The sequence below is a fragment of the Staphylococcus sp. SM3655 genome (assembly GCF_016917315.1).
Lineage (GTDB): Bacteria > Bacillota > Bacilli > Staphylococcales > Staphylococcaceae > Staphylococcus > Staphylococcus aureus.
Map to the genome: position 1 here is coordinate 932417 of NZ_CP070305.1, position 26225 is coordinate 958641.

22 protein-coding genes and 1 pseudogene are annotated in these 26225 nt (G+C 34.5%); 15 read left to right on the plus strand and 8 right to left on the minus strand.

Annotated elements, in window-relative coordinates:
• Window positions 1-206: 206 nt before the first annotated feature.
• Both JQN76_RS04555 and JQN76_RS04560 read left to right on the plus strand, forming a co-directional pair.
• Window positions 207-1361, plus strand: coding sequence for an aminotransferase class I/II-fold pyridoxal phosphate-dependent enzyme (locus JQN76_RS04555; protein WP_000625078.1), 1155 nt, complete (start codon window positions 207-209; stop codon window positions 1359-1361).
• A 22-nt stretch (window positions 1362-1383) separates the two neighbouring features.
• Window positions 1384-2381 (plus strand): annotated as a pseudogene (locus JQN76_RS04560) (D-lactate dehydrogenase).
• Between the two features lie 89 nt (window positions 2382-2470).
• Here JQN76_RS04560 and copZ read toward each other — a convergent pair.
• The 3 genes from copZ to cwrA all read right to left on the minus strand — a co-directional run bounded on the left by copZ (window position 2471) and on the right by cwrA (window position 5934).
• Window positions 2471-2677 carry a copper chaperone CopZ gene (copZ, locus tag JQN76_RS04565; protein ID WP_000076661.1) on the minus strand — a complete coding sequence of 69 codons (207 nt, stop codon included), beginning with the start codon at window positions 2675-2677 and terminating at the stop codon, window positions 2471-2473.
• Window positions 2678-3094: 417 nt separating this feature from the next.
• Complete coding sequence (locus JQN76_RS04570) at window positions 3095-5503, minus strand: heavy metal translocating P-type ATPase (protein ID WP_000024125.1); 2409 nt, start codon at window positions 5501-5503, stop codon at window positions 3095-3097.
• 239 nt (window positions 5504-5742) lie between these two features.
• Complete coding sequence (gene cwrA, locus JQN76_RS04575) at window positions 5743-5934, minus strand: cell wall inhibition responsive protein CwrA (RefSeq protein ID WP_001221404.1); 192 nt, start codon at window positions 5932-5934, stop codon at window positions 5743-5745.
• Between the two features lie 238 nt (window positions 5935-6172).
• Here cwrA and JQN76_RS04580 point away from each other — a divergent pair, with 238 nt between their 5' ends.
• From JQN76_RS04580 to JQN76_RS04590, 3 genes are all read left to right on the plus strand, one after another.
• Window positions 6173-6772 (plus strand): sugar O-acetyltransferase, encoded by a 600-nt coding sequence (locus JQN76_RS04580; protein WP_000136512.1) that lies wholly within the window; start codon window positions 6173-6175, stop codon window positions 6770-6772.
• Window positions 6773-6961: 189 nt separating this feature from the next.
• A complete protein-coding gene (pruA, locus tag JQN76_RS04585) occupies window positions 6962-8506 on the plus strand; it encodes an L-glutamate gamma-semialdehyde dehydrogenase (protein ID WP_000259692.1) in 1545 nt (514 codons plus the stop codon).
• Window positions 8507-8617: 111 nt separating this feature from the next.
• Window positions 8618-8785: a hypothetical protein gene (locus tag JQN76_RS04590; protein ID WP_001798825.1), complete on the plus strand. Its 168-nt coding sequence runs from the start codon at window positions 8618-8620 to the stop codon at window positions 8783-8785.
• Window positions 8786-8861: 76 nt separating this feature from the next.
• Here JQN76_RS04590 and farR read toward each other — a convergent pair whose 3' ends face one another.
• Window positions 8862-9410: a fatty acid efflux pump transcriptional regulator FarR gene (gene farR, locus JQN76_RS04595; protein WP_000665238.1), complete on the minus strand. Its 549-nt coding sequence runs from the start codon at window positions 9408-9410 to the stop codon at window positions 8862-8864.
• A 144-nt stretch (window positions 9411-9554) separates the two neighbouring features.
• On the opposite strand from farR, the gene farE reads away from it, so the two are divergent.
• From farE to JQN76_RS04615, 4 genes are all read left to right on the plus strand, one after another.
• On the plus strand, window positions 9555-12044 hold the full coding sequence (gene farE, locus JQN76_RS04600; RefSeq protein ID WP_001051434.1) for a fatty acid efflux MMPL transporter FarE: 2490 nt from the start codon (window positions 9555-9557) through the stop codon (window positions 12042-12044).
• Window positions 12045-12259: 215 nt separating this feature from the next.
• The gene (locus JQN76_RS04605; protein WP_000932073.1) at window positions 12260-12487 is read left to right on the plus strand and encodes a FeoA family protein; all 228 of its coding nucleotides are present in this window, start codon (window positions 12260-12262) and stop codon (window positions 12485-12487) included.
• Between the two features lie 11 nt (window positions 12488-12498).
• Window positions 12499-14493 (plus strand): ferrous iron transport protein B, encoded by a 1995-nt coding sequence (gene feoB, locus JQN76_RS04610; RefSeq protein ID WP_000432899.1) that lies wholly within the window; start codon window positions 12499-12501, stop codon window positions 14491-14493.
• 12 nt (window positions 14494-14505) lie between these two features.
• Window positions 14506-14676 carry a FeoB-associated Cys-rich membrane protein gene (locus JQN76_RS04615; RefSeq protein ID WP_000111119.1) on the plus strand — a complete coding sequence of 57 codons (171 nt, stop codon included), beginning with the start codon at window positions 14506-14508 and terminating at the stop codon, window positions 14674-14676.
• A 61-nt stretch (window positions 14677-14737) separates the two neighbouring features.
• On the opposite strand, the gene clpL is transcribed toward JQN76_RS04615, so the two are convergent.
• Window positions 14738-16843 carry an ATP-dependent Clp protease ATP-binding subunit ClpL gene (gene clpL / locus JQN76_RS04620; protein ID WP_001058988.1) on the minus strand — a complete coding sequence of 702 codons (2106 nt, stop codon included), beginning with the start codon at window positions 16841-16843 and terminating at the stop codon, window positions 14738-14740.
• Between the two features lie 408 nt (window positions 16844-17251).
• Here clpL and JQN76_RS04625 point away from each other — a divergent pair, with 408 nt between their 5' ends.
• Window positions 17252-17773, plus strand: coding sequence for a methylated-DNA--[protein]-cysteine S-methyltransferase (locus JQN76_RS04625; RefSeq protein ID WP_000455994.1), 522 nt, complete (start codon window positions 17252-17254; stop codon window positions 17771-17773).
• A 164-nt stretch (window positions 17774-17937) separates the two neighbouring features.
• Here JQN76_RS04625 and JQN76_RS04630 read toward each other — a convergent pair whose 3' ends face one another.
• Complete coding sequence (locus JQN76_RS04630; protein ID WP_000151982.1) at window positions 17938-19104, minus strand: hydroxymethylglutaryl-CoA synthase; 1167 nt, start codon at window positions 19102-19104, stop codon at window positions 17938-17940.
• A 253-nt stretch (window positions 19105-19357) separates the two neighbouring features.
• Between JQN76_RS04630 and JQN76_RS04635 the strand changes: the two genes are divergently transcribed.
• A complete protein-coding gene (locus tag JQN76_RS04635; RefSeq protein WP_001180331.1) occupies window positions 19358-20638 on the plus strand; it encodes a hydroxymethylglutaryl-CoA reductase, degradative in 1281 nt (426 codons plus the stop codon).
• Between the two features lie 137 nt (window positions 20639-20775).
• Here JQN76_RS04635 and JQN76_RS04640 read toward each other — a convergent pair whose 3' ends face one another.
• On the minus strand, window positions 20776-21207 hold the full coding sequence (locus JQN76_RS04640; protein WP_001836833.1) for a CHAP domain-containing protein: 432 nt from the start codon (window positions 21205-21207) through the stop codon (window positions 20776-20778).
• Between the two features lie 388 nt (window positions 21208-21595).
• Window positions 21596-21814: a sterile alpha motif-like domain-containing protein gene (locus JQN76_RS04645; protein WP_000011687.1), complete on the minus strand. Its 219-nt coding sequence runs from the start codon at window positions 21812-21814 to the stop codon at window positions 21596-21598.
• Between the two features lie 166 nt (window positions 21815-21980).
• Here JQN76_RS04645 and cidR point away from each other — a divergent pair, with 166 nt between their 5' ends.
• From cidR to JQN76_RS04665, 4 genes are all read left to right on the plus strand, one after another.
• Window positions 21981-22859, plus strand: coding sequence for a cidABC operon transcriptional activator CidR (cidR, locus tag JQN76_RS04650; protein WP_000351761.1), 879 nt, complete (start codon window positions 21981-21983; stop codon window positions 22857-22859).
• A 212-nt stretch (window positions 22860-23071) separates the two neighbouring features.
• Complete coding sequence (gene cidA / locus JQN76_RS04655; protein ID WP_000549734.1) at window positions 23072-23467, plus strand: holin-like murein hydrolase modulator CidA; 396 nt, start codon at window positions 23072-23074, stop codon at window positions 23465-23467.
• The gene (locus tag JQN76_RS04660) at window positions 23460-24149 is read left to right on the plus strand and encodes an LrgB family protein (protein ID WP_001001019.1); all 690 of its coding nucleotides are present in this window, start codon (window positions 23460-23462) and stop codon (window positions 24147-24149) included. The genes cidA and JQN76_RS04660 overlap by 8 nt, the downstream gene beginning before the upstream one ends.
• 46 nt (window positions 24150-24195) lie before the next feature.
• On the plus strand, window positions 24196-25935 hold the full coding sequence (locus JQN76_RS04665) for a pyruvate oxidase (RefSeq protein ID WP_001062652.1): 1740 nt from the start codon (window positions 24196-24198) through the stop codon (window positions 25933-25935).
• Window positions 25936-26225 lie beyond the last annotated feature (290 nt).

Genomic DNA, 26225 nt, shown 5'->3' on the forward strand with positions numbered 1-26225 from the left:
TATTAATCTGAAAATTCCTAATATTGACAATAATATTATACCTACCTAAAATGAAAATAAATTCATTCAATACAACGTGTGTCATAAGTTCTGTTGAACATAACGGTGAATGGCGATGTCATTGTAACCATCTAAATGAGAGTGATACAAGTTGTTAGGATTATGATAGTCGCCCAGGCTATGTTTAATGATAGAGGAGGAATTTGATGATCTCTAACAAATTAGCAAATATCCCTGATAGTTATTTCGGGAAAACGATGGGACGTAAAATCGAACATGGACCATTGCCATTAATTAATATGGCAGTTGGAATCCCTGATGGGCCCACGCCACAAGGTATTATTGATCATTTTCAACAAGCACTAACTATTCCTGAAAATCAAAAATATGGTGCTTTTCATGGTAAAGAAGCGTTCAAGCAAGCTATTGTAGATTTTTATCAAAGACAATATAATGTGACGTTAGATAAAGAAGATGAAGTATGCATTTTATATGGTACAAAAAATGGATTAGTGGCAGTACCAACATGTGTTATCAATCCAGGAGACTATGTATTACTACCTGATCCAGGCTACACGGATTATTTAGCAGGTGTACTTTTAGCTGATGGCAAGCCTGTCCCGCTTAATTTAGAACCGCCACATTATTTGCCAGATTGGTCCAAAGTTGATTCACAAATAATAGATAAAACAAAACTCATTTATTTAACGTATCCAAATAATCCAACTGGATCGACAGCTACGAAAGAAGTTTTTGATGAAGCGATAGCTAAATTTAAAGGTACAGACACTAAAATCGTGCATGATTTTGCTTATGGTGCTTTCGGTTTCGACGCTAAAAATCCTAGTATACTTGCTTCGGAAAATGGGAAAGATGTTGCGATTGAAATTTATTCCTTGTCTAAAGGTTATAACATGTCAGGTTTTAGAGTCGGTTTTGCAGTTGGTAATAAAGATATGATTCAAGCTTTGAAAAAGTACCAAACGCACACAAATGCTGGGATGTTTGGTGCATTACAAGATGCCGCAATATATGCTTTGAATCATTATGATGATTTTTTAGAAGAACAAAGCAATGTATTTAAAACACGTCGTGACCGATTCGAAGCCATGCTTACAAAAGGTGATTTGCCATTTGTTCATGCTAAAGGTGGCATATATGTATGGTTGGAAACACCGCCTGGTTATGACAGCGAGCAATTTGAGCAATTTTTAGTGCAAGAGAAGTCAATACTTGTTGCTCCAGGGAAACCATTTGGAGAGAATGGTAATCGTTATGTGAGAATTTCATTGGCGTTAGATGACCAGAAATTAGATGAAGCTGCAATAAGATTAACAGAACTAGCATATTTATATGAATAATAAAGTTAAGGGTGATGTTAAAATGACAAAAATTAAAATCATGAGTGTACGTGATGAAGATATGCCTTATATCAAGGCGTGGGCAGAGAAACATCATGTTGAGGTAGATATTACTAAAGAAGCATTAACTGATGACAATGTTGAAGGTGTCGCTGGTTATGATGGCTTATCGCTATCACAACAAATACCATTATCAGAGCATGTTTATAAACGATTAAATGAACTAGGTATTAAACAAATCGCACAACGTAGTGCTGGATTTGATACATATGATTTGGAGTTAGCAAACAAGTATAACTTGATTGTGTCAAATGTGCCGTCATACTCTCCGAATTCAATTGCGGAGTTTGCTGTGAACCAGGCTATTAATGTGGTTCGTCATTTTAATCAAATTCAAACGAAAGTGCGGGAGCATGATTTTAGATGGGAACCTACTATTTTATCGAAATCCATTAAAGATTTAAAAGTAGCTGTTATTGGTACAGGTCGAATTGGCCGTGTAGTAGCCGATATATTTGCCAATGGTTATCAAAGTGATGTGGTCGCATACGACCCGTTTCCTAATGCTAAAATTGCAACGTATGTCGATTACAAAGATACGATTGAGGAAGCGGTTGAAGGTGCTGATATCGTGACATTACATGTACCTGCAACGAAATATAATCATTATCTATTTAATGCTGAATTATTTAAACATTTTAAAAAGGGCGCAGTATTTGTCAATTGTGCGAGAGGTTCTTTAGTAGATACTAAGGCGTTATTAGACGCATTAGACAATGGTGTGATTAAAGGTGCAGCACTTGATACGTATGAATTTGAACGCAAACTTTTCCCAAGTGATCAAAGGGGCAAAACACTGAACGATCCATTGTTAGAATCGTTGATTGACAGGGAAGATGTCATATTAACACCACATATTGCGTTTTATACTGAAGCTGCAGTTAAAATCTAATTGTCGATGCATTAGATGCAACATTAGATGTATTGCAGACTGGAGATACTAGGTTACGAGTAAATTAAAAATCGAACTGATGAGATAATTTGGATTGTTGGGATTCTCATCAGTTCGATTTTTTAATTTGGTGTTGATGACGTTGAATATTGCCTAATTAAACGACATCGTAACCTTGATCTTCAATTGCGTCTTTCATTTGAGATACAGCAACTTTACTGTCATCATATTGAACACTTACTTGACCATTTTCAAGGTTAACGTCAGCTGAAGTGACACCGTCAATATTATTTAATGCAGATTCAACAGCACTTTTGCAGTGACCACAGCTCATACCTTCAACATTTAAAATTTCTTGTGACATAGCATTCACCTCCTTTTAGAGCCACTTATTATTTATAATAATTAGTGGCTCTTATGCAGTTGGAGCGAAGATCCAACTGTAAACCGTAGTGTACTTATTATTTATAATAATTAGTGGCTCTTATGCAGTTGGAGCGAAGATCCAACTGTAAACCGTAGTGTACTTATTATTTATAATAATTAGTGGCTCTTATGCAGTTGGAGCGAAGAGCCAACTGTAAACCGTAGTGTACTTATTATTTATAATAATGATGGAACCTAATAGGCGGAGCTATTAGGTAAGATACACTAATTCGCCAAGCGAAAAGTGTAACTATATATGCAGTTGGAGCGAAGATCCAACTGTAAACCGCGACATTATAGAGCCAATCACTAGCCTATCTCAGAATCACCAACGAATCCTTCATTATTAAGGAATCTAGGCATCTTTACGGCGTGGTTCTAATCGCATCTTTTTCAATCTAAGTGCGTTTGTGACAACACTTACTGAACTTAGTGCCATTGCAGCACCAGCAACCCATGGCGCAAGTAAGCCCAATGCAGCTATAGGGATACCGGCAATATTATAGCCGAATGCCCAAAATAGATTTTGACGAATATTACGAATGGTTGCTTTACTTGCATAAATGGCTTTAGGAATAAGCATCAAGTCGCCACCAAGAATAGTAATATCAGCTGCTTCAATGGCAACTTCTGTACCTGTACCAATGGCGATACCGATATCAGCTTTAACTAATGCAGGTGCATCATTTACACCGTCACCAACCATCGCAACCTTCTTACCTTGTTGCTGTAGTTTCGCAATTTGTGCAGCTTTTTCTTCTGGTAAAATATCTGCAATAACAGTATCTATGCCTACTTGTTTTGCAATGGCTTGAGCAGTGTTTTTATTATCGCCAGTTAACATGGCAACTTCAATGCCCATATCATGCAATTGTTTTATAGCATCTTTGGCATGATCTTTTACAGTATCTGCCACTGCGATGATACCAGTTAATGAATAATTAACAGCAATGAGCATAGCAGTTTTACCATCTCGTTCATAATGTGTTAAATCATCAGAAATATGCTTAGGCAAGCTAATATCATTGTCAGCCATTAATTTACGGTTACCAACCAATATATGGTGATGATCAATCGTTGCTTCAATACCATGGCCAGGTACTGCTTTAAATGTTGTTGTCTCAGTTAATGTTAATTGCTTTTCTTTTGCATAATTGACAATGGCTTCTGCCAATGGGTGTTCAGAATCTTTTTCAGCAGTAGCAAGCAGTTGTAGCGTTTGATTGTCACCATGATAATCTGTCACGACTGGATGACCATTTGTAATGGTACCCGTCTTATCTAAAACGATGGTATCAATTTGATGTGTGCGTTCAACAAACTCGCCACCTTTAAATAAAATGCCATTTTCAGCAGCGCGACCAGTACCTACCATAATAGAAGTTGGTGTAGCAAGTCCTAATGCGCATGGACAAGCAATGACAAGAACGGAAATACTCGCAACAAGTGCAGGTTCAAATGTACCTGGTGTAACTAAAGTAATCCACACGATAAATGTTAATAGTGCGATACCAACAACGATAGGAACGAAATAACCAGAAATAATATCTGCCAATCGTTGAATCGGCGCTTTAGAACTTTGAGCTTCTTCGACAACTTTAATAATATTTGCCAACGCAGTGTCCCCGCCAACTTTTGTTGCTGTCATAGTAATAGTACCGTTTTTGTTCATCGTTGAACCAATTACAGTATCATCAACATTCTTCTCAACAGGGATAGATTCACCTGTTAACATAGATTCGTCGATGGCAGTCATACCTTTAATAATTTTGCCATCAACAGGTATCTTTTCACCTGGTTTAACGATAAGTGTATCTCCAACATGTACTTCATTTAGAGGAATCATCACTTCATTACCATCTTTTAAAATGCGTGCTTCTTTAGCTTGCAAACTTAATAATTCGCCAAGTGCATTGGTTGTTTGAGACTTCGCTCTAGCTTCTAAATACTTACCGAATAAGATTAAGGTAATTAGTACGGCGCTTGTTTCAAAGTATAAATGTGGTTGCGTTGTTGAGCCATTTAGCCAACGAACCATTTCATAAATACTGTAAAAATATGCTGCACTTGTACCAACAGCAACAAGTACATCCATATTGGCGCCACCATTTCTTAAGTTTTTATAAGCACCTACATAAAATTGCCATCCAATAATAAATTGTACAGGTGTAGCTAAAATAAATTGGAACCATGGATTCGTAAATAGTGCTGGTATATGCATATTGAAAAGATGCACAAACATTAACATTAATAGTGGTAAAGATAATACTGCTGATATGATAAGCTTAATCAATTTATGTTGTAGCGCTTCAGCTTTGCGTGACGTTTGATCTTTATTGTTATCTTTAATAGACGCGTCATAACCTAATTTTTGAATGCGAGTGACAAGTTTATCAGCATCTGTTTCTTCAGGATAATAGTCAACTTTAGCTTGCTCTGTTGTTAAATTGACCGTTGCATTTTGAACACCGTCCATTTTATTTAACACTTTTTCAATACGGCTTGAGCATGCAGCACAAGTCATACCTGTAATGTCTAATTCGACAGTTTCTACAGCGACACCGTAACCTAAATGTTGAATCGTATTAATAAATTCTTGGACATCATGTTGATCAGGGTTATACTCAACAGTTGCTTTCTCTGTAGTTAAATTCACTTGGGCATTAACGTCATCAAGTTTATTCAGTTTCTTTTCGATACGATTTGAACATGCGGCACAAGTCATACCAGTGATATCTAATGTTGTTTTTTTCGTATTAGCCACATTATTGCCTCCCTGTGATTCATTGTTACACGTCTAATGTACCCCCTATAGGTATATAAGTCAATCGTTGCGTTTTACTTTTACCAATTTTAAAAAGAAAAAGAGAGATTGCCGTGCAAACATTGCACAACAATCTCTCTATTTAGCATCTATATAAAAGAAGTCGTAATTAATATTAAAGGATGTATGAATGAAAGGTAAAACTTAAATGACTTCTGGATTTGCAATTCTTAGGTGACTTAAAAGAAATCAGATGGGTTAAATTCTTTCGCATGTAAATTTTTAAAATTATTAAGATGGATGACTTTATCATCATCTTTGTTGTCTGACAACTGACGACTCGTGTCGTTTGTCATTTCGTAATCTTGTATCGTTTTGACCAAACCTAAAATGATTAAGATAGCAACTGTGCCTGTAATTAATATTCTCATCGCTATCATACTCCTTTATATTTCTCTTACTCACATTGTACGTTAATAGATTAAAAAATGAATGCGTCTGTAGTATTGAATTTATCTACTACTTTAGCAGTATTTGATGCGAGAATTGTATAGATAAGGGTGATAAGGTCATGATTTCATAATGTTATAGCGTATTAGTTGCATAGGCGAATGTTTATTTGATTAACTTTTAAACAAGTAAATAAGTTATTAGGAGTTGAAAGGTGTAATGACTGAAAAAGAAAAAATGTTAACAGAAAAATGGTACGATGCAAACTTTGATCAAGACTTAATCAATGAACGTGCACGAGCGAAAGATATTTGCTTTGAATTAAATCATACAAAGCCGAGTGACACAAATAAAAGAAAGGAATTAATCGATCAATTATTTCAAACAACAACAGACAATGTAAGTATTTCGATTCCTTTTGATACAGATTATGGTTGGAACGTTAAACTAGGAAAAAATGTCTATGTAAACACCAATTGTTATTTTATGGATGGTGGACAGATTACAATTGGCGATAATGTTTTTATAGGACCTAATTGTGGATTCTACACAGCGACACATCCACTTAATTTTCATCATAGAAATGAAGGTTTTGAAAAAGCCGGACCCATTCATATTGGCAGTAATACTTGGTTTGGCGGTCATGTAGCCGTGTTACCAGGGGTGACGATTGGAGAAGGCAGTGTGATTGGTGCTGGTAGTGTTGTCACTAAAGATATTCCGCCACACAGCTTAGCGGTTGGAAACCCTTGTAAAGTCGTTCGTAAAATTGATAATGACCTACCATCCGAAACATTAAATGACGAAACGATAAAGTAGCAGTTGCGACCCATATAAATTTTAAAAAGTAACCAATCATTTTCAAAATACTTGAGAATAAGTGATAAAGCATAAAAATGAAAGCGATTGCAAAACTAACCTTAATCATAGTAAAATGAGTTTAAATGATATTATATCATTAAATCAAAGGGTTAAACCACTTTCAAAATTTATAGGGGGTAAGTGTACATGGTAGTAGAATTTAAAAATGAACCTGGTTACGATTTTTCAGTCCAAGAAAATGTGGATATGTTTAAGAAAGCATTGAAAGACGTGGAAAAAGAATTAGGTCAAGACATACCATTAGTGATTAATGGAGAGAAGATTTTCAAAGATGACAAAATTAAATCAATCAATCCTGCAGACACATCACAAGTGATTGCAAATGCATCAAAGGCAACAAAACAAGATGTTGAAGATGCGTTTAAAGCAGCAAACGAAGCTTATAAATCTTGGAAAACATGGTCAGCAAATGATCGTGCAGAGCTTATGTTACGTGTTTCGGCAATTATTCGTCGTCGAAAAGCGGAAATTGCAGCAATTATGGTTTATGAAGCAGGTAAGCCATGGGATGAAGCAGTTGGTGATGCAGCTGAAGGTATTGATTTTATTGAATACTATGCACGTTCAATGATGGACTTGGCTCAAGGTAAGCCAGTACTTGATCGTGAAGGTGAACACAATAAATATTTCTATAAATCAATTGGTACAGGTGTTACAATTCCGCCGTGGAACTTCCCGTTTGCGATTATGGCTGGTACAACTTTAGCACCAGTTGTGGCAGGTAATACAGTGTTATTGAAACCTGCTGAGGATACACCTTATATCGCTTATAAATTAATGGAAATTTTAGAAGAAGCAGGATTACCAAAAGGCGTAGTTAACTTTGTTCCTGGTGATCCGAAAGAAATTGGTGATTACTTAGTTGATCATAAAGATACGCATTTCGTTACATTTACAGGATCACGTGCGACAGGTACTAGAATTTATGAACGTAGTGCCGTAGTTCAAGAAGGTCAAAACTTCTTGAAACGTGTTATCGCTGAAATGGGTGGTAAAGATGCCATTGTAGTTGATGAAAATATTGATACAGATATGGCGGCAGAAGCTATTGTAACGTCAGCGTTTGGTTTCTCTGGTCAAAAATGTTCTGCATGTTCACGTGCAATTGTGCATAAAGACGTTTATGACGAAGTATTAGAAAAGTCAATCAAACTAACAAAAGAATTAACGTTGGGCAATACTGTAGACAATACGTATATGGGCCCAGTTATTAATAAAAAACAATTTGATAAGATTAAAAATTATATTGAGATTGGTAAAGAAGAAGGTAAATTAGAACAAGGTGGCGGCACTGATGATTCAAAAGGTTACTTTGTAGAACCAACAATCATTTCAGGACTAAAATCTAAAGATAGAATCATGCAAGAAGAAATTTTTGGTCCAGTTGTTGGCTTTGTGAAAGTTAACGATTTTGATGAAGCCATTGAGGTTGCAAATGATACAGATTACGGTTTAACTGGTGCAGTGATTACAAATAATCGCGAGCATTGGATTAAAGCGGTAAACGAATTTGATGTAGGTAATTTATACCTTAACAGAGGTTGTACTTCAGCAGTTGTTGGATACCATCCATTTGGTGGTTTCAAAATGTCAGGTACGGACGCTAAAACAGGTAGCCCAGACTACTTATTACACTTCTTAGAACAAAAGGTTGTTTCAGAAATGTTCTAATGCTTCATAATGAACAAGGGCCATCCATTGCGGTTGGCTCTTTTTATTTATAACTTTAAAAATTAAGTAATAGCAACCATATTTTTAGAAAAGGATTATAGGCATAAGAATGTGAGATATGTTATTTTAATAATCATGGCAATTGTATTAGCAATTTGGTCATTTAAACAACTGAGTCAAAGTCATTTAGATAGCGGATTTATTTTTTTCTTCATAGTTTATGTGTTGTGTATCAGTTATTTTAATAGCGATAAGCACGATAAAAATAAAAAACGATAGTAGTACACGAATTCATTAACGTGTACACTATCGTTTTTATTATGAATGTTGGTAACGCTCATGAGTTTCTCATCTACTATTTAATCTTAATATTGATTAATCTATGGAAAATGTTATCAATATCTTCGCCAGGCCAGTCAATTTTTTCATCTTTTATCCAATGTATAAAACCTTCAATCAACGAGTCATAAATATAAAATATGAGATTATCTGGGATGTCGCTGTCAATATCGATACGGTCTCTATTATTTTTGATATCGTTATGCATAATTTTAATGCAGACATTTTTTAATACTTTATTAAATTCAGCGTCTTCTTCTTGGAATTCTGCGATTTCTCTCAAATCCTCTTTATTATTAATCGTATCACTCATCGTTTGGAATGGATGATTAAGACGGTCACTGATATCTCTAGCAAAGTAGTCTTTAGTCAATTGATTGAACAAATACTCTAGAAGATCATATTTATCATAAAAATGTTTATAAAATGTTGTGCGGTGTACGAGTGCGTTGTCGCAAATTTGATTGACAGTAATCGTTTGGAATAATTGCTGTTCTAACAATTGTAGCAAGCTACTCGACAATGCTTTTTTTGTCTTTATAACTCGTAAATCAGTCTCTTTCATCTACATTTCTCCTTTGTGTGTAGTTTAATATACAAAATTTTCCAATTGATTCTTTAAGAGGTCGGGGATAGATACTATAATCAAACAATAATCTACACTGTATAGTTAAACTATAACGTTGATTTTAAAAGGAGGCAATATACTTTGGCAAAATTTTTATATAAGATGGGGACATTCATCGCAAAACATAAATGGTCCGCGGTCATTGCATGGATAGTGATTGTAGCTGCAATATTGATACCACTTGCTACAAATGCACCGAAATTTGACAATGATATTAAAATGACAGGATTAGAGTCGTTAGATACGAATAAAAAGATTGAAAAACATTTTAATCAAGATAGTGAAAAGGCACAAATACGTGTTGTCTTTAAGACGACTAAAGATGATGGTATTGTGCAACCGAACATTACTAAAGATATTAAGAAAACGTTAGATGATATTAAAAAAGATGACAAGCACATTGATAAAATATCAGATCCTTATGAAAATAAGCAAATTAGTAAAGATAAAACAACTGCATTTGCAGATATCACATATGACGTTAGTCAAACATCTTTAAAAGATGGCTCTAGAGATAATGTTAAAAGTCATTTGAAAGACTTACGTGACAATCATAATGTACAAACAGAGTTAACTGGTACAGGAATGACATCTACAGAAGTAGGCGGTAATTCTGAACTAGTTGGTATCATTGTTGCATTTGTAGTGTTATTGATTACATTTGGTTCAGTCATTGCTGCAGGATTACCAATTATAAGTGCATTGATTGGTCTAGCATCTGGGGTTGGCATTATTAGCCTATTGACCTATGTCTTTGATATACCAAATGTCACACTGACATTAGCCGTAATGATTGGACTAGCAGTTGGTATCGATTATGCATTATTTATTTTATTCAGATATCGACAAGTTATGAAAACTGAAACAGATTACATTAAAGGCATTGGTCTTGCAATAGGAACAGCAGGTAGCGCAGTCATCTTCGCTGGTGTGACAGTTGTGATTGCCGTATGCGGTTTATCGCTAGTTGGCATAGATTTCTTAGCAGTGATGGGGTTTGCTTCGGCAATTAGTGTTATATTTGCTGTATTCAGTGCACTGACTTTATTACCTGCATTAATAAGTATTTTCCATAAACGCATTAAAGTGAACAAATTGCAGTCTAATTTTAAAAAAGATATTGATACGCCTTGGTCTAAATTTATTACAGGAAATGCACTTGCGGCAGTATTACTAGGTTTAATCATATTAGTAGCAGCTGCAATACCAGTTAGTCATATGCGACTTGGTATTCCAGATGACGGTGTTAAACCAGCAGATTCTACACAGAAAAAAGCTTACGATATAATCTCGGATAAATTTGGTGAAGGATTTAATGGCCAAATTCCGATGTTGATAAATGTGAAAGATAAAAAGGATGATCCACAAGGATTACAACAAGATTTACAGTCTGTATATAAAGATATTAAAGATAAGAAAAATGTAGATATCGTTACGCCGCCACAAATGAGTAAAGATAATGATTACGCTTTGATGGTCGTGATACCTAAGAAAGGGCCTAATGCAGAGAGTACAAATGATTTAGTGCATGATTTACGAGATTATCATAAAGATGCACAAGATAAATATGGGTTCAAAACGGAGATTTCGGGACAAAGTGTCATTAATATTGATATGTCTAAAAAGTTAAATGAGGCGATACCTTTATTTGCAACAGTAATTGTTGTATTGGCATTTTTCTTATTAATGATTGTCTTCCGTTCAATTCTAATACCGTTAAAAGCAGTTTTAGGATTTGTCTTGTCATTAATGGCAACGCTAGGATTTACAACATTAGTAATGCAAGATGGTTTTATGAAAGGTCTGTTTGGTATTGAAACGACAGGACCAATGCTAGCATTTTTACCGGTTATTACTATAGGTATCTTATTTGGATTAGCGATGGATTATGAAGTCTTCCTTATGTCGCGAATTCATGAAGAATATAGTAAAACAGGGGATAATGATTATTCTATCAAAGTAGGATTGAAAGAAAGCGGTCCTGTTATTGTAGCAGCTGCATTAATTATGTTTAGTGTCTTCTTTGCGTTTGTATTCCAAGAAGATGTCATGATTAAATCAATGGGTATGGCATTAGCGTTTGGTGTACTCTTTGATGCCTTCGTAGTCAGAATGATGTTAATTCCTGCATTAACGAAATTGTTTGGAAAAGGTTCGTGGTATTTACCAGCATGGTTGAATCGCATTATTCCACGAGTTGATATTGAAGGACATGCACTTGAAAAATATAAAACGGTTGAATCACAGGAATCTGAAGCTAAAGATAGTAAGGAAACATACGACACAACCTTTAAAGTATATCCACAAGGTGCAACAAATGTATCGAAACATCAAGATGCACATGGGCAAGATGATGCACATTCAATAGTACTAGATGATAAAACGATGGCATTGTACCAAGAAGTGAAACAGCAATCAGCAAGTTCATTGTTCTTATATGATGCTTTAATAGATTATCAAAACAAGCATCAACTAAATTCAAAACAACAAGCAACGAATATAGAACAGTTGAATAAAAATATTGAAAAGCTCAATCAATTGTTAGAAAAAAATCTACGAAATAAATCATAAAATAACATGTACATGCCTCCGCTTTAAATGTCTATCAATGACATTTGAAGCGGAGGTTTTTTGCATGGAAGTGATTATACAAAACATTTTTGCAATGTCACAAATTTTACATGAAAAATGAAAATTATTTAAATAAAGTATTGCGAGCTACAATTTTAAGGGTTATGATTTTTAAGTGATAATGATTATTATTTCTAATAGGAGAGCGAAATAGTATGTTAAACATTAAAAATGGTGAAATGAATAAGGCTTATAAAATAAAGCGAATGGATATTGCTAATGAGAATATGTTGTATCGTCTAAGTGCCTTTGGGTTAACAGATGACGCTATCATAACGATTAAACAAAAATGTTTATTTAAAGGGCCATGTATTATTGAAGTAAACGGACAACAGTTAAGTATTAGGCATTGCGATGCTTGTTCTATTGCATTAGAAGAATAGGAGCCGGACGAATGGAAAATTATTGTATTTTAGGAAATCCTAATGTTGGTAAAACATCTTTGTTTAACGCTTTAACTGGTTCGTATGAATATATAGGCAACTGGAGTGGCGTAACGGTAGAGAAAAAAGTAGGGAAGCTAAAAGAAAATGTAGGACAATTAATTGATTTACCAGGTACATATGATTTATCGCCGATTTCTAAAGATGAAACTGTAGTGACAGACTATTTATTAAACGATTCATTTTCAGGAATCATTAACATTGTTGACGCGAGTCAACTAAAAAGGAATATGCAATTAACAGTACAATTGTTAGAACTTAATCAACCAATATACATCGGATTAAATATGATTGATGTAGCTACAAAGCGCGGGATAAAAATCGATTATCATAAATTGATGAAAAAGTTAAAAACACCTATTTTTCCAGTTGTGGCACGTACAGGCAAAGGAACTAAACATTTACTTGGCGAAATAAAGCATCTAGGGGAAGGGTATCAACCGCATTTTAAAATCAATTATGGTGAGAAGATTGAAGAGACAATTAAAAATATGTGTCAAATAATAATGACAGAGACATCTCATAATAAGTATCAAGCTAGATTTATTGCGATTCAATTCTTATTAAATAACATGCAAATTGCAAACGAACTTAATTCAGAGGTTGTAAATAAATTGTCGAGTTTACGTGATCAAGTTGCTGAACAAGTAGAGGCTGTATCTGTTCGTCGAGAGATGGAGCGTATACGCAATCATTATATTGAGACATTATTGCAAGACGTGGTAACTTATCCAGATGAAGATAAGCAATATTTCAGCTCTAGAATAGACAAGATATTAACACATAAATATATAGGGATGCCTATCTTTCTAGCGATTATGTGGTTGATCTTTCAAACTACATTTACATGGATTGGCACACCTTTGTCGGATCAACTTGATGCATTTATAGGTGGTACATTTACAGATAGTGTGAAGACGATTATGAATTATCTAGGGGTTATACCATTTTTACAAGATTTAATTACAGATGGCATTATTGCTGGTGTAGGATCAGTATTAGTCTTTGTACCACAAATTGTTGTGCTCTTTTTCTTTATATCTTTATTAGAAGATTCAGGTTATATGGCACGTATTGCAGTTTTAATGGATCGTATTATGGAATCGTTCGGTTTAAGCGGGAAGTCTTTTATACCGATGATTATCGGATTTGGTTGTAACGTACCGAGTATTATGGCTGCGCGCAGTATTGAAAATGAAAAAGAGCGTTTAACAACGATATTAATTGCACCATTCATGTCATGCTCTGCTAGACTGCCAGTGTATGCGTTGTTCGTAGGTATCTTTTTCAAAGAGAATCAATCTTTAGTAGTATTAAGCTTGTATGTTTTAGGTATTATTATGGCATTTTTAGTCAGTACAGTACTTACTAAGACGGTTTTAAAAAATGATAATGAAATCTTTATTGTGGAATTGCCAACATACCGTGTGCCTTCCATTAAAACGTTGTGGCGTAGTACTTGGGAAAAGGCTAAGGGCTTTGTTCGTAAAGCAGGTACATTTATTTTTGGCGGCTCAGTAGTCATTTGGCTATTAAGTTATGTAGGACCACATGGTATCAATGTGAATATCAATCAAAGTTTTTTACATATGGTTGGTAGCTTCTTTGGTATGTTAGTGCAACCGCTCGGATTTGGAACATGGCAAGCAGGTGCTACGTTAGTGCCAGGATTTTTAGCAAAAGAAGTTATCGTAAGTTCGATGGCGATTATCTATTCATCAGGTGATGCAGGCCTTGTTAATGTGATTCAAAATCAATTCACACCGCTATCTGCGTATGCATTTATGATATTTATACTATTGTATATTCCTTGTGTTTCTACAGTGGCAGCAATCCGTAAAGAGACTTATTCATGGAAATGGACGGCACTTGCAGTTGCCTATCCTCTAGTCACTGCATATGTCTTAACATTCATTTTTTATCAAGTCGGACATTTATTTGTTTAAGGAGTGGTTAAAGTGTCAGTCATTATTAACATTTTAATTTTTTTAGCAATTTTCGGATATGCCTTGTATACACTAGTTAAATTTTTCAAGCGTTCGAAACAAGGAAAATGTGGTACATGTGAAATAGATCGTGATTGTTATAGTACAGAACAACAGGTAGTAAAACATTTTCCAGGGAAATAATTAAAAAAATGAGCACAGGCAAGGGCGACCTGATGCTCATTTTTGATATGTTAAAGTGTCGTTATTTACCTTTTACGACTAATTCGTTATCCTCAACATCTATATCCACATGTTTAACGTCTGTATGATCTAGATAATAATCTGTAATTTTGTCACGTACTTGCTGTTCAACAATACGTCTTAATGGACGTGCACCTAATTCTTCATCATAGCCTTCTTCAATTAACCAATCTTTCGCATCTTGAGAAACGTCCATCGTAATACCTTTTTTGTCTAATGTAACTTGTACATCGTCTAATAATAAGTTGACGATATCTTGCAATGCATCTTTATCTAAATGTAAGAATTCAACGATGCCGTTGAAGCGGTTAAGGAATTCAGGGCGGAAGAATTTTTTCATTTCGTGCATAATATCTTTTTCTTCAGCGTCATTACCATTGCCAAAGCCAGCATTTGATGTACAAATAATAATTGTATTTTTAAAGTTGATGACATTACCTTGACCATCAGTCAAATTACCATCATCCATTACTTGTAATAACAATGTTAAAATTTGTGGATTTGCTTTTTCGATTTCATCAAATAGAATGACTGAGTATGGATTACGGCGTACTTTTTCAGTTAACGTATTTGAATTGTCATCATAACCGACATAACCAGCAGTTGTACCAATCATTTTTGAAACAGCTGTTGTGTCACTATATTCACTCATATCAAGTCGAATCAGTGCATCTTTATTACCAAATAGATCAATTGCTAATTGTTTAGCAAGCTCTGTTTTACCAACACCAGTAGGGCCAACAAATAGGAAACTGCCAATTGGACGGTTGCCGTCATCAAACCCAGCACGATTACGGCGAATTGCACGTGAAACCATTTCTACAGCTTGATCTTGACCTATGATTTTACTTCTTAAACGATTAGAAATATTTTTTAAACGTTCAATATCGTTATCATCCATTTGAGAAACTGGAATACCAGTTAATCGTTGAATAGTATCTGAAATATCATGAACTGTAGCAACAGCAGTATGTTCACCATTACTATTTTCTAATTTATCTTGTAATGATTTAATTTCATTTTGAATGTCGTCAGCTTTTTTATATTCTTCAGCACTTACCGCTTTACGTTTATCATTTTCTAATTCAGAAATTCGTTTTTCAGTTTCAACTTTATCGACAGCTGGACTTTGCGCAGATAAATGTGCTGCTGTAATATCTAACACATCGATTGCTTTATCTGGTAATAATCGTTGTGGAATATATTGAATTGATAAGTCAACACATGCTTTTAATACGTCATCTGGTAATTTTACTTGATGGTGTTCTTCGAATTTTTCGCGAATACCTTTTAAAATTTCCACAGTATCTTTAGCACTTGGTTCATTAACAAGTACTTCATTAAATCTGCGCGTTAATGCAGCATCTTTAAGAATATTGTTTCGATATTCATCTTGTGTTGTTGCACCAATAATAGAAATCTCACCACGACTTAATGCAGGTTTCAAAATATCAGATAACCCTTTGCTACCTGAATCACTTCCTGTGGCACCTGAACCGATAATTTGATGGATTTCATCAAAGAATAGTACGGCATTTTGTGAAGATTTAACACCTTCGATTAATTTTTGAATATTTTCTTCAAAAGCACCACGATATTGCGTTCCAGCTTCTAATGATGAAATATCTACAGAAATAATTTCTTTGTCTTTGATTGCTGCTGGTACATTTCCTTCAACGATTGCCTGTGCTAAACCTTCAACAATCGCAGTTTTACCAACACCAGCTTCTCCAACTAATATAGGATTGTTTTTAGTTCGTCTACTTAAGACTTCAGCAGTTTCTTGAATTTCTTTATCACGACCAATGACTGGATCTAATAAACCGTCACGTGCTTCTTGCGTAAGGTTACGACCAATTTGTTCTAAATAATTGCCGTTGCCACCTTGTTGCCCTTGTTGTCTTTGTGCTGCTTGTTGAAAAGCTTGCGCACTTTGTTCAGCAGAGTGATTGCCACCTTGTTGTGTGAGTTGCGCTAGTTCTTCAGGTGAAACTTCTTTACCATTAATATAGTACTTTTTGTTACCGACTTGATTTGAACCTTGCATATCTTGCATCATTCTTCGAAAAATTGAATCAAAGTCACTATTGAAAAAACCGTTATTCATATAACATCACCTCTAAATTTTTTTGAACTAAACAAAAAAGAAATTACTTTTGAAGCGTTATGCAAACTATATACAATTGCAATTGTACTTTTCCACTAATAATAGGTGATAAAACAGAATATTTTTAAAACTTTATGAATATTGTGTGTTATTTTTAATAAGTAATTATAGGTTTAATAAAATATTAAGGATTCATTGCATTTTCAATATTTTAATTTAAGATTTGGTTTACAAAGTAAGAGGTTAGCACGTGTAGTAAGATATGTAACTGTATATTGCAGCAAAGTGATAGCTGGTATTACGTGTTTATATATGTAATTGACGACTTATTTATTTTTAAAAAATGTGAACATGAATATTTTCTAATTTAACAATTAAGGCGTATGATTAGAAAAAGGGGGCATTTTTATGGAGTATAAGAGTTACTATGATTCGCCTGTAGGACGATTGGAACTTGTGAGTGATGGGGTAAGTCTGACCGCTGTTTTGTTTGAAAATCAACAAGATGATGGTACTAGGGAAGAAAATACGTCTTTAGTGATATTTAAAGAGGCGACACAGTGGTTAGACGCGTATTTTAAAGGTGATAATCCTGAAATCACAATACCTTTAAAGCCAACAGGTAGTCATTTTCAACAGTGTGTTTGGAATGAATTAAGACAGATTCCTTATGGGACGTTAACAACGTATGGTGCTATTGCCAAAAAAGTAGGCAAGGTGCTTGATAAGCCAAAAATGTCAGCCCAAGCGGTTGGAGGTGCAGTCGGAAGTAATCCATTATCAATTATCGTGCCATGTCATCGTGTTGTCGGTAAAACGGGTAGCTTAACAGGATTCGGTGGAACGATTAATAATAAAATTAAGCTGTTAGAGTTGGAGAATATCGATATGTCAAAGCTTTATGTACCTAAACACAGTACAAAGCCGTAACGTATAAGGGGTATATTAAAAATTTCAATAATGTGTCAAATAGGCATAATGAATTCATTCAATACGAAGTGTTATAAATAGAGAACAGCAGTAAGACGATTTCAATGAGAAGCTGTCTTACTGCTGTTTTTAGGTTATATTTAAATGTCTTTCAAATACACAGATTACTCTGGTCTGTGATATTCGCGAACGTTATTTTCAATATTTGATAAGTAGAAAATATGACGATCTTCATGAACAGCATCTTGTTCTTCGTCAAATTCAACGTCATCAAAACGTTTGAAGAATGTTTCATATGCATCAACAGATACTTCAGTACGGTTATTTAATAATGCTTTATGTGCAGCTTGATCTAAATGATCTTTGTAGCCTTCAACTAATGTCGCACTATAAAATTCACCAACTGAACCTGAGCCATAACTGAATAAACCGATTGTTTCACCAGCTTGTAAATCACGATTTTCAAGTAATGATATTAGGCTTAAATATAATGATCCAGTATAAATATTACCGACATAACGGTTATAATCTACAGCATCTTCATATCCTGAACGTAAACGCTCTTGAGTTGTTTCATCAGCGTTATCAATGATTGACTCTAATGCCTTTTTACCCATTTTTGTAAATGGAACATGGAAGCATAGAGATGCGAAGTCAGCTAGCGACTTACCTTGACGTTTTGCGTATTCATTCCAGCTTTGTTGGAATGAGCGGATATAAGCATCTTTAGATAATGCACCATCAACTAATGGATATTTATGTCCAGTTGGACGCCAGAAATCATAAACGTCTTCAGTGTAAGCAACAGCATCTTCATTTAATGCCAAAATGCTTGGATTATGTGCAATAACCATCGCAACTGCGCCAGCACCTTGTGTTGGCTCGCCGCCTGAATTCAATCCATAACGTGCTGTATCTGTAGCAATAACTAATACTTTTTCATTCGGTCTAGTTGCTAAATAATCTTTAGCTAATTGAATTGCTGGTGTTGCAGCATAACAAGCTTCTTTCATTTCAAAGCAACGTGCAAAAGGTTGAATACCTAATAAGTTGTGAATTTGAACAGCGGCTGCTTTAGCAGCATCAACTGCTGATTCAGTTGCCACAATTACCATACCAATTTTCTTTTTGTCTTCGTCTGTTATAATGTCCTTAGCAGCATTAGCGCCCATTGAAACGATGTCTTGGTTTACAGGACTAACAGCCATTTCAGTTTGACCAATACCAATTAAAAATTTGTTTGGATCTACTTGGCGTGCTTCTGCTAATTTAGCCATGTCTACATAGTACTTTGGAACGTAAAAGTTTATTTTATCGATACCTATTGTCATAAGGTTTTACATCCTTTCAAATTTATAAAAGCAACACTTGTATCATATCAGAATATGCTAATTTTATACAAAGAAATATACTAAATTTAAAAATGATTTGTCGTTTCTTGTAAGCGTTTTAATTTACCTTGTTTTATTTTAAAGTCAAAACGACAATTATTCAATTGAATTTTAAGACGAATGACGTTATTTTGTGGTAAAAATAGTAGTGATTGAAATGTTAAAAATTATGTGAAGTAAAAGGAGTACGTCCATGCAAAATTTAGATAAGAATTTTCGACATTTATCTCGTAAAGAAAAGTTACAACAATTGGTTGATAAGCAATGGTTATCAGAAGAACAATTCGACATTTTACTGAATCATCCATTAATCGATGAAGAAGTAGCCAATAGTTTAATTGAAAATGTCATCGCGCAAGGTGCATTACCCGTTGGATTATTACCGAATATCATTGTGGACGATAAGGCATATGTTGTACCTATGATGGTGGAAGAGCCTTCAGTTGTCGCTGCAGCTAGTTATGGTGCAAAGCTAGTGAATCAGACTGGCGGATTTAAAACGGTATCTTCTGAACGTATTATGATAGGTCAAATCGTCTTTGATGGCGTTGACGATACTGAAAAATTATCAGCAGACATTAAAGCTTTAGAAAAGCAAATTCATAAAATTGCGGATGAGGCATATCCTTCTATTAAAGCGCGTGGTGGTGGTTACCAACGTATAGCGATTGATACATTTCCTGAGCAACAGTTACTATCTTTAAAAGTATTTGTTGATACGAAAGATGCTATGGGCGCTAATATGCTTAATACGATTTTAGAGGACATAACTGCATTTTTAAAAAATGAATTTCCGCAAAGCGACATTTTAATGAGTATTTTATCCAATCATGCAACAGCGTCCGTTGTTAAAGTTCAAGGCGAAATTGATGTTAAAGATTTAGCAAGGGGCGAGAGAACTGGAGAAGAGGTTGCCAAACGAATGGAACGTGCTTCTGTATTGGCACAAGTAGATATTCATCGTGCAGCAACACATAATAAAGGTGTTATGAATGGCATACATGCTGTTGTTTTAGCAACAGGAAATGATACGCGTGGTGCAGAAGCAAGTGCGCATGCATACGCAAGTCGTGACGGACAGTATCGTGGTATTGCTACATGGCGTTACGATCAAGATCGTCAACGATTGATTGGTACAATTGAAGTGCCTATGACATTGGCAATTGTTGGGGGTGGTACGAAAGTATTACCAATAGCTAAAGCTTCATTAGAGCTACTAAATGTAGAGTCAGCACAAGAATTAGGTCATGTAGTTGCTGCCGTTGGTTTAGCGCAAAACTTTGCAGCATGTCGCGCGCTTGTGTCAGAAGGTATTCAACAAGGTCATATGAGTTTACAATATAAATCATTAGCTATTGTTGTAGGAGCAAAAGGTGATGAAATTGCTAAAGTAGCTGAAGCTTTGAAAAAAGAACCCCGTGCAAATACACAAGCAGCGGAACGTATTTTACAAGATTTAAGAAGCCAACAATAGTAAATTGCAAATAGCGATTTTAAAGAAAAGTTTAGGTCAGTCCATCGTAGCGCTTAGATAAATTAATATGAACAAAAATAAAAACTTCTATCACACGCATACAGGAAATTGAAGCGTTCGTGATAGAAGTTTTTTGATTAGTAAATATAGTTAAAGTTACGTGCTGCCTTTTTGCTTAGTACACGTGTATTGTATTTTAATGGGCGATAAAAGTTGTATTCTGAAACTTTAATACTACCGTTTTTATATACTTGTTCAACAACTGCGACATGTCCATAATATCCTGCAGTTGATTGCATGACAGCAAATTTTCTTGGTGTACGACCAGTCGCATATTTTGATTTACGTGCATTGTAATACCAATTTTTAGCATTGCCCCATCTATTAGAAACAGGTTTACCGACTTGTGCGCGACGTTTAAATGCCCACCATGTACATTGGTTTTTACTATAATAATTAACTACGGCATGCGATTGATGCGTTTGTTCGACGGATTGATAAGTGAAATCTGCTGAGAAAAGTACTGCAAAAGCAATTAATAAACGAATTAGTATCTTTTTATATTCCATTTTTATCTCCCAAGTTAATTTTTTTCTTTATTCAACGTTAATTATGATAACAAAATTTTTTAGAAAACAATGCAAGCAATCAACAATAAAAGTAACTGTAATGAAGTTGTCATATAAAGTGTTGAATTGTAATAAAAATGGATTTTTTCATAAAATGTAGAAATTCATGTATTTAACAATTAATTGTCATAGTGATACAAGGATGTCAGAATTGATTAACAGCGGATATTAGTGGGAAAATATAAAATGATTTAAAAGAAAAGGTACGTGGTTCTATAACTGAAAGAAAATAGCAATCACAATATACTAAATGTAGCGATAACATTAAAAATAGCGCCCTGCAATCAGAGCGCTAACATGAGATGATGTGACTCCATGTATTCATGTATCATTGTACATTTGTGAATTGGTTGAAAACTGATAGTGCCCGTTTAATTACAGGTACTGAGATGCTTTCAGGACATGGATTTGTTCGAAAATATGACAATATTTCACTATGGCTCTTCACTTCTCTAGGGAAATTGCTATCTTGATTAATCCAATCAACCAATTCACCTAATGGTGTGTCATCACCAAGAAAACTTTGCATAAATTCGTAAAAGCTCAATACCTCACCTCGAATAACAAACTTGAGCCATTAATATAATACCATAAAAGAATGTGTATTTTACATAAAACTTTTTATAAAGCAATTTTATGAATCTAAATTTATTGAATGTTTAAGAAGTTGTGTATAATGAAATAAACGTGTTGAAATAGTTAGGATGATGTTAGTGGATATCAAACATATGAAATATTTTATTGAAGTCGTTAAGCAAGGAGGCATGACTAATGCTTCCAAATCATTATATATTGCACAACCTACAATTAGTAAAGCAATTAAAGATATTGAAAATGAAATGGGCACGCCCTTATTTGATAGAAGTAAAAGACATTTAATTCTTACCGATGCAGGTCAAATTTTTTATGAGAAAAGTAAAGAAATTGTTGCACTGTATGATTATTTACCATCTGAAATGGAACGCTTGAATGGACTGGAAACAGGGCATATAAACATGGGTATGTCGGCAGTCATGAATATGAAGATTCTTATCAATATTCTTGGTGCATTCCATCAACAATATCCAAATGTTACATATAATTTAATAGAAAATGGCGGCAAAACGATTGAACAGCAAATTATCAATGATGAAGTAGATATAGGCGTGACCACTTTGCCAGTCGATCATCATATTTTCGATTATACTACCCTAGATAAGGAAGATTTGCGACTTATCGTGAGCAGAGAGCATCGACTCGCAAAATATGAAACTGTTAAACTCGAAGATTTAGCAGGTGAAGACTTCATTTTATTTAATAAAGACTTTTACTTGAATGATAAAATTATTGAAAATGCTAAAAACGTTGGCTTTGTTCCGAATACTGTAGCGCAAATTTCACAATGGCATGTTATAGAAGATTTAGTTACGAATGAATTAGGTATTAGTATTTTACCAACATCAATTTCAGAGCAACTAAATGGAGATGTGAAGCTGCTACGCATTGAAGATGCTCATGTACATTGGGAATTAGGTGTTGTTTGGAAGAAGGATAAACAATTAAGTCATGCCACAACGAAATGGATAGAATTTTTGAAAGACCGTTTAGGCTAACATATTAATAAAGCACTCATTATTTAAGGCGCATCATTACGTGGGTCATTGAAATAATGAGTGTTTTTTTGTGAAAATGAAGTGAAATTTAGAGAGCGTTTCCATAGAAAATAGTAATACAAACTATAAAAAAAGAGTATTTTTATATTGTGTACGCCATCTTTATAATAGTTATTGTAACAATTTAGACATATTTAGAAAGGGATGGCGCCATGCACAAAGTCCAATTAATAATCAAACTACTACTACAACTAGGAATCATCATTGTGATTACTTATATTGGCACAGAAATTCAAAAGATTTTTCATCTTCCCTTAGCCGGCAGTATTGTTGGTCTATTTTTATTTTATTTACTATTACAATTTAAGATTGTACCGCTAACTTGGGTAGAAGACGGTGCAAACTTTTTATTAAAGACGATGGTCTTTTTCTTCATACCGTCAGTTGTAGGTATTATGGATGTTGCTTCCGAAATTACGCTAAATTATATACTCTTTTTCGCAGTCATTATCATAGGAACATGTATCGTTGCATTATCTTCAGGTTATATTGCTGAAAAAATGTCTGTTAAACATAAACATCGTAAAGGTGTAGACGCTTATGAATGATTACGTGCAAGCCTTATTAATGATTTTGTTGACTGTCGTTTTATATTATTTCGCTAAAAGGTTACAACAAAAATATCCGAACCCATTTTTGAATCCAGCATTAATTGCATCTTTAGGAATTATTTTTGTCTTACTTATCTTTGGAATTAGTTATAACGGGTATATGAAAGGTGGCAGTTGGATCAACCATATTTTAAACGCAACGGTCGTATGTTTAGCGTACCCACTTTATAAAAATAGAGAGAAAATTAAAGACAATGTCTCTATCATTTTTGCAAGTGTATTAACTGGCGTCATGCTGAATTTCATGTTAGTGTTCTTAACACTTAAAGCATTTGGCTATTCTAAAGACGTCATTGTAACGTTATTGCCCCGATCTATAACAGCCGCAGTAGGTATCGAAGTGTCACATGAACTAGGTGGTACAGATACGATGACCGTACTTTTTATTATCACAACGGGTTTAATCGGTAGTATTTTAGGTTCGATGTTATTAAGATTTGGAAGATTTGAATCTTCTATCGCCAAAGGTTTAACGTATGGGAATGCGTCACATGCATTTGGCACAGCTAAAGCACTAGAAATGGATATTGAATCCGGTGCATTTAGTTCAATTGGGATGATTTTAACTGCAGTTATTAGTTCAGTGTTAATACCTGTTCTAATTTTATTATTCTATTAATTTAGATATTTAAAATGATAGACAGAAAGGGAGGCTATTAGTAATAATGGCAAAAATAAAAGCAAATGAAGCATTAGTTAAAGCATTACAAGCATGGGATATAGATCACTTGTATGGTATTCCAGGAGACTCAATCGACGCAGTAGTCGATAGTTTACGTACAGTGAGAGATCAATTTAAATTTTATCATGTACGTCATGAAGAAGTAGCAAGCTTAGCGGCTGCTGGTTACACAAAATTAACTGGTAAAATCGGTGTGGCATTAAGTATCGGTGGCCCTGGTTTAATTCATTTATTAAATGGTATGTATGATGCCAAAATGGATAATGTACCGCAATTAATATTATCTGGACAAACGAATAGTACAGCACTTGGAACGAAAGCATTCCAAGAAACAAATTTACAAAAATTATGTGAAGATGTAGCCGTTTATAATCACCAAATTGAAAAAGGTGACAATGTGTTTGAAATTGTTAACGAAGCAATTCGTACGGCATATGAACAAAAAGGTGTAGCTGTTGTTATTTGTCCTAACGACTTATTAACTGAAAAAATTAAAGATACAACGAATAAACCAGTAGATACATCAAGACCAACTGTTGTATCACCAAAATATAAAGACATTAAAAAAGCTGTTAAATTAATCAATAAGAGTAAAAAGCCGGTTATGTTGATTGGTGTTGGTGCAAAACATGCGAAAGATGAGCTACGTGCGTTTGTTGAAGCGGCAAAAATTCCGGTCGTTCATTCATTACCTGCTAAGACAATCTTACCGGATGACCATCCATACAGTATTGGTAACTTAGGTAAAATAGGTACAAAAACCTCATATCAGACAATGCAGGATGCAGATTTACTAATTATGGTAGGTACAAACTATCCATATGTAGATTACTTACCTAAGAAAAATATTAAAGCAATCCAAATCGACACAAATCCTAAAAATATCGGACATCGTTTTAATATTAATGTAGGAATTGTTGGAGACAGTAAAATTGCATTGCATCAGTTAACTGAAAATATTAAACATGTTGCGGAAAGACCATTTTTAAACAAAACGTTAGAACGTAAAGCGGTTTGGGATAAATGGATGGAACAAGATAAAAATAATAATAGCAAACCATTACGTCCAGAACGTTTAATGGCATCAATTAACAAATTTATTAAAGATGATGCAGTAATTTCAGCAGATGTTGGTACTGCAACAGTTTGGTCTACACGTTATTTAAATCTTGGTGTGAACAACAAGTTCATCATTTCAAGTTGGTTAGGTACAATGGGTTGCGGTCTTCCAGGAGCTATGGCATCAAAAATTGCATATCCAAATAGACAAGCGATTGCCATTGCTGGTGACGGTGCATTCCAAATGGTAATGCAAGACTTCGCTACAGCAGTACAATATGATTTACCTTTAACTGTATTTGTACTTAATAACAAACAGTTAGCATTTATTAAATATGAACAACAAGCAGCTGGTGAATTAGAATATGCAGTTGATTTTTCTGATATGGATCATGCAAAATTTGCTGAGGCAGCAGGTGGTAAAGGTTATACAATTAAGAGTGCTAGCGAAGTAGATGCTATAGTCGAAGAGGCATTAGCACAAGATGTACCAACGATTGTAGATGTATATGTTGATCCTAATGCTGCGCCATTACCAGGTAAAATTGTAAATGAAGAAGCGCTTGGTTATGGTAAGTGGGCATTTAGATCAATTACTGAAGATAAGCATTTAGATTTAGATCAAATTCCACCAATTTCAGTGGCAGCAAAACGTTTCTTATAACTGATTTAAAGGTTATCACAATTGAATTGAACTATAAAAACGGTAATTTCTATTTCAACAAAATGGGAATTGCCGTTTTGTTTATTTATCACAAATGATCGTACTGAATTGATGATAAAATTGTGAAAAAGTTGTTGAAAACGCTTTTACAAATATGTATAATAGCTATGAATTAGATATCACTTGCGTGTTACTGGTAATGCAGGCATGAGCAAACAACCGCACTATGAGAATAGTCTTGTTTGTTCATGCCTGCTTTTTTTGTACATGGAAGCGGAAATTGAGATAGG

Bases quoted from the DNA above. Each gene is read 5' to 3' on its own strand.
- JQN76_RS04660 (WP_001001019.1), top strand. From the start codon at position 23,460: ATGAATGATTACGTGCAAGCCTTATTAATGATTTTGTTGACTGTCGTT.
- clpL (WP_001058988.1), bottom strand. From the start codon at position 16,843: ATGAATAACGGTTTTTTCAATAGTGACTTTGATTCAATTTTTCGAAGA.
- farR (WP_000665238.1), bottom strand. From the start codon at position 9,410: ATGAAAGAGACTGATTTACGAGTTATAAAGACAAAAAAAGCATTGTCG.
- JQN76_RS04625 (WP_000455994.1), top strand. From the start codon at position 17,252: ATGGAGTATAAGAGTTACTATGATTCGCCTGTAGGACGATTGGAACTT.
- cidA (WP_000549734.1), top strand. From the start codon at position 23,072: ATGCACAAAGTCCAATTAATAATCAAACTACTACTACAACTAGGAATC.
- cwrA (WP_001221404.1), bottom strand. From the start codon at position 5,934: ATGAGAATATTAATTACAGGCACAGTTGCTATCTTAATCATTTTAGGT.
- JQN76_RS04630 (WP_000151982.1), bottom strand. From the start codon at position 19,104: ATGACAATAGGTATCGATAAAATAAACTTTTACGTTCCAAAGTACTAT.
- feoB (WP_000432899.1), top strand. From the start codon at position 12,499: ATGGAAAATTATTGTATTTTAGGAAATCCTAATGTTGGTAAAACATCT.
- JQN76_RS04640 (WP_001836833.1), bottom strand. From the start codon at position 21,207: ATGGAATATAAAAAGATACTAATTCGTTTATTAATTGCTTTTGCAGTA.
- pruA (WP_000259692.1), top strand. From the start codon at position 6,962: ATGGTAGTAGAATTTAAAAATGAACCTGGTTACGATTTTTCAGTCCAA.
- JQN76_RS04605 (WP_000932073.1), top strand. From the start codon at position 12,260: ATGTTAAACATTAAAAATGGTGAAATGAATAAGGCTTATAAAATAAAG.
- JQN76_RS04555 (WP_000625078.1), top strand. From the start codon at position 207: ATGATCTCTAACAAATTAGCAAATATCCCTGATAGTTATTTCGGGAAA.
- copZ (WP_000076661.1), bottom strand. From the start codon at position 2,677: ATGTCACAAGAAATTTTAAATGTTGAAGGTATGAGCTGTGGTCACTGC.
- JQN76_RS04635 (WP_001180331.1), top strand. From the start codon at position 19,358: ATGCAAAATTTAGATAAGAATTTTCGACATTTATCTCGTAAAGAAAAG.
- JQN76_RS04665 (WP_001062652.1), top strand. From the start codon at position 24,196: ATGGCAAAAATAAAAGCAAATGAAGCATTAGTTAAAGCATTACAAGCA.
- JQN76_RS04580 (WP_000136512.1), top strand. From the start codon at position 6,173: ATGACTGAAAAAGAAAAAATGTTAACAGAAAAATGGTACGATGCAAAC.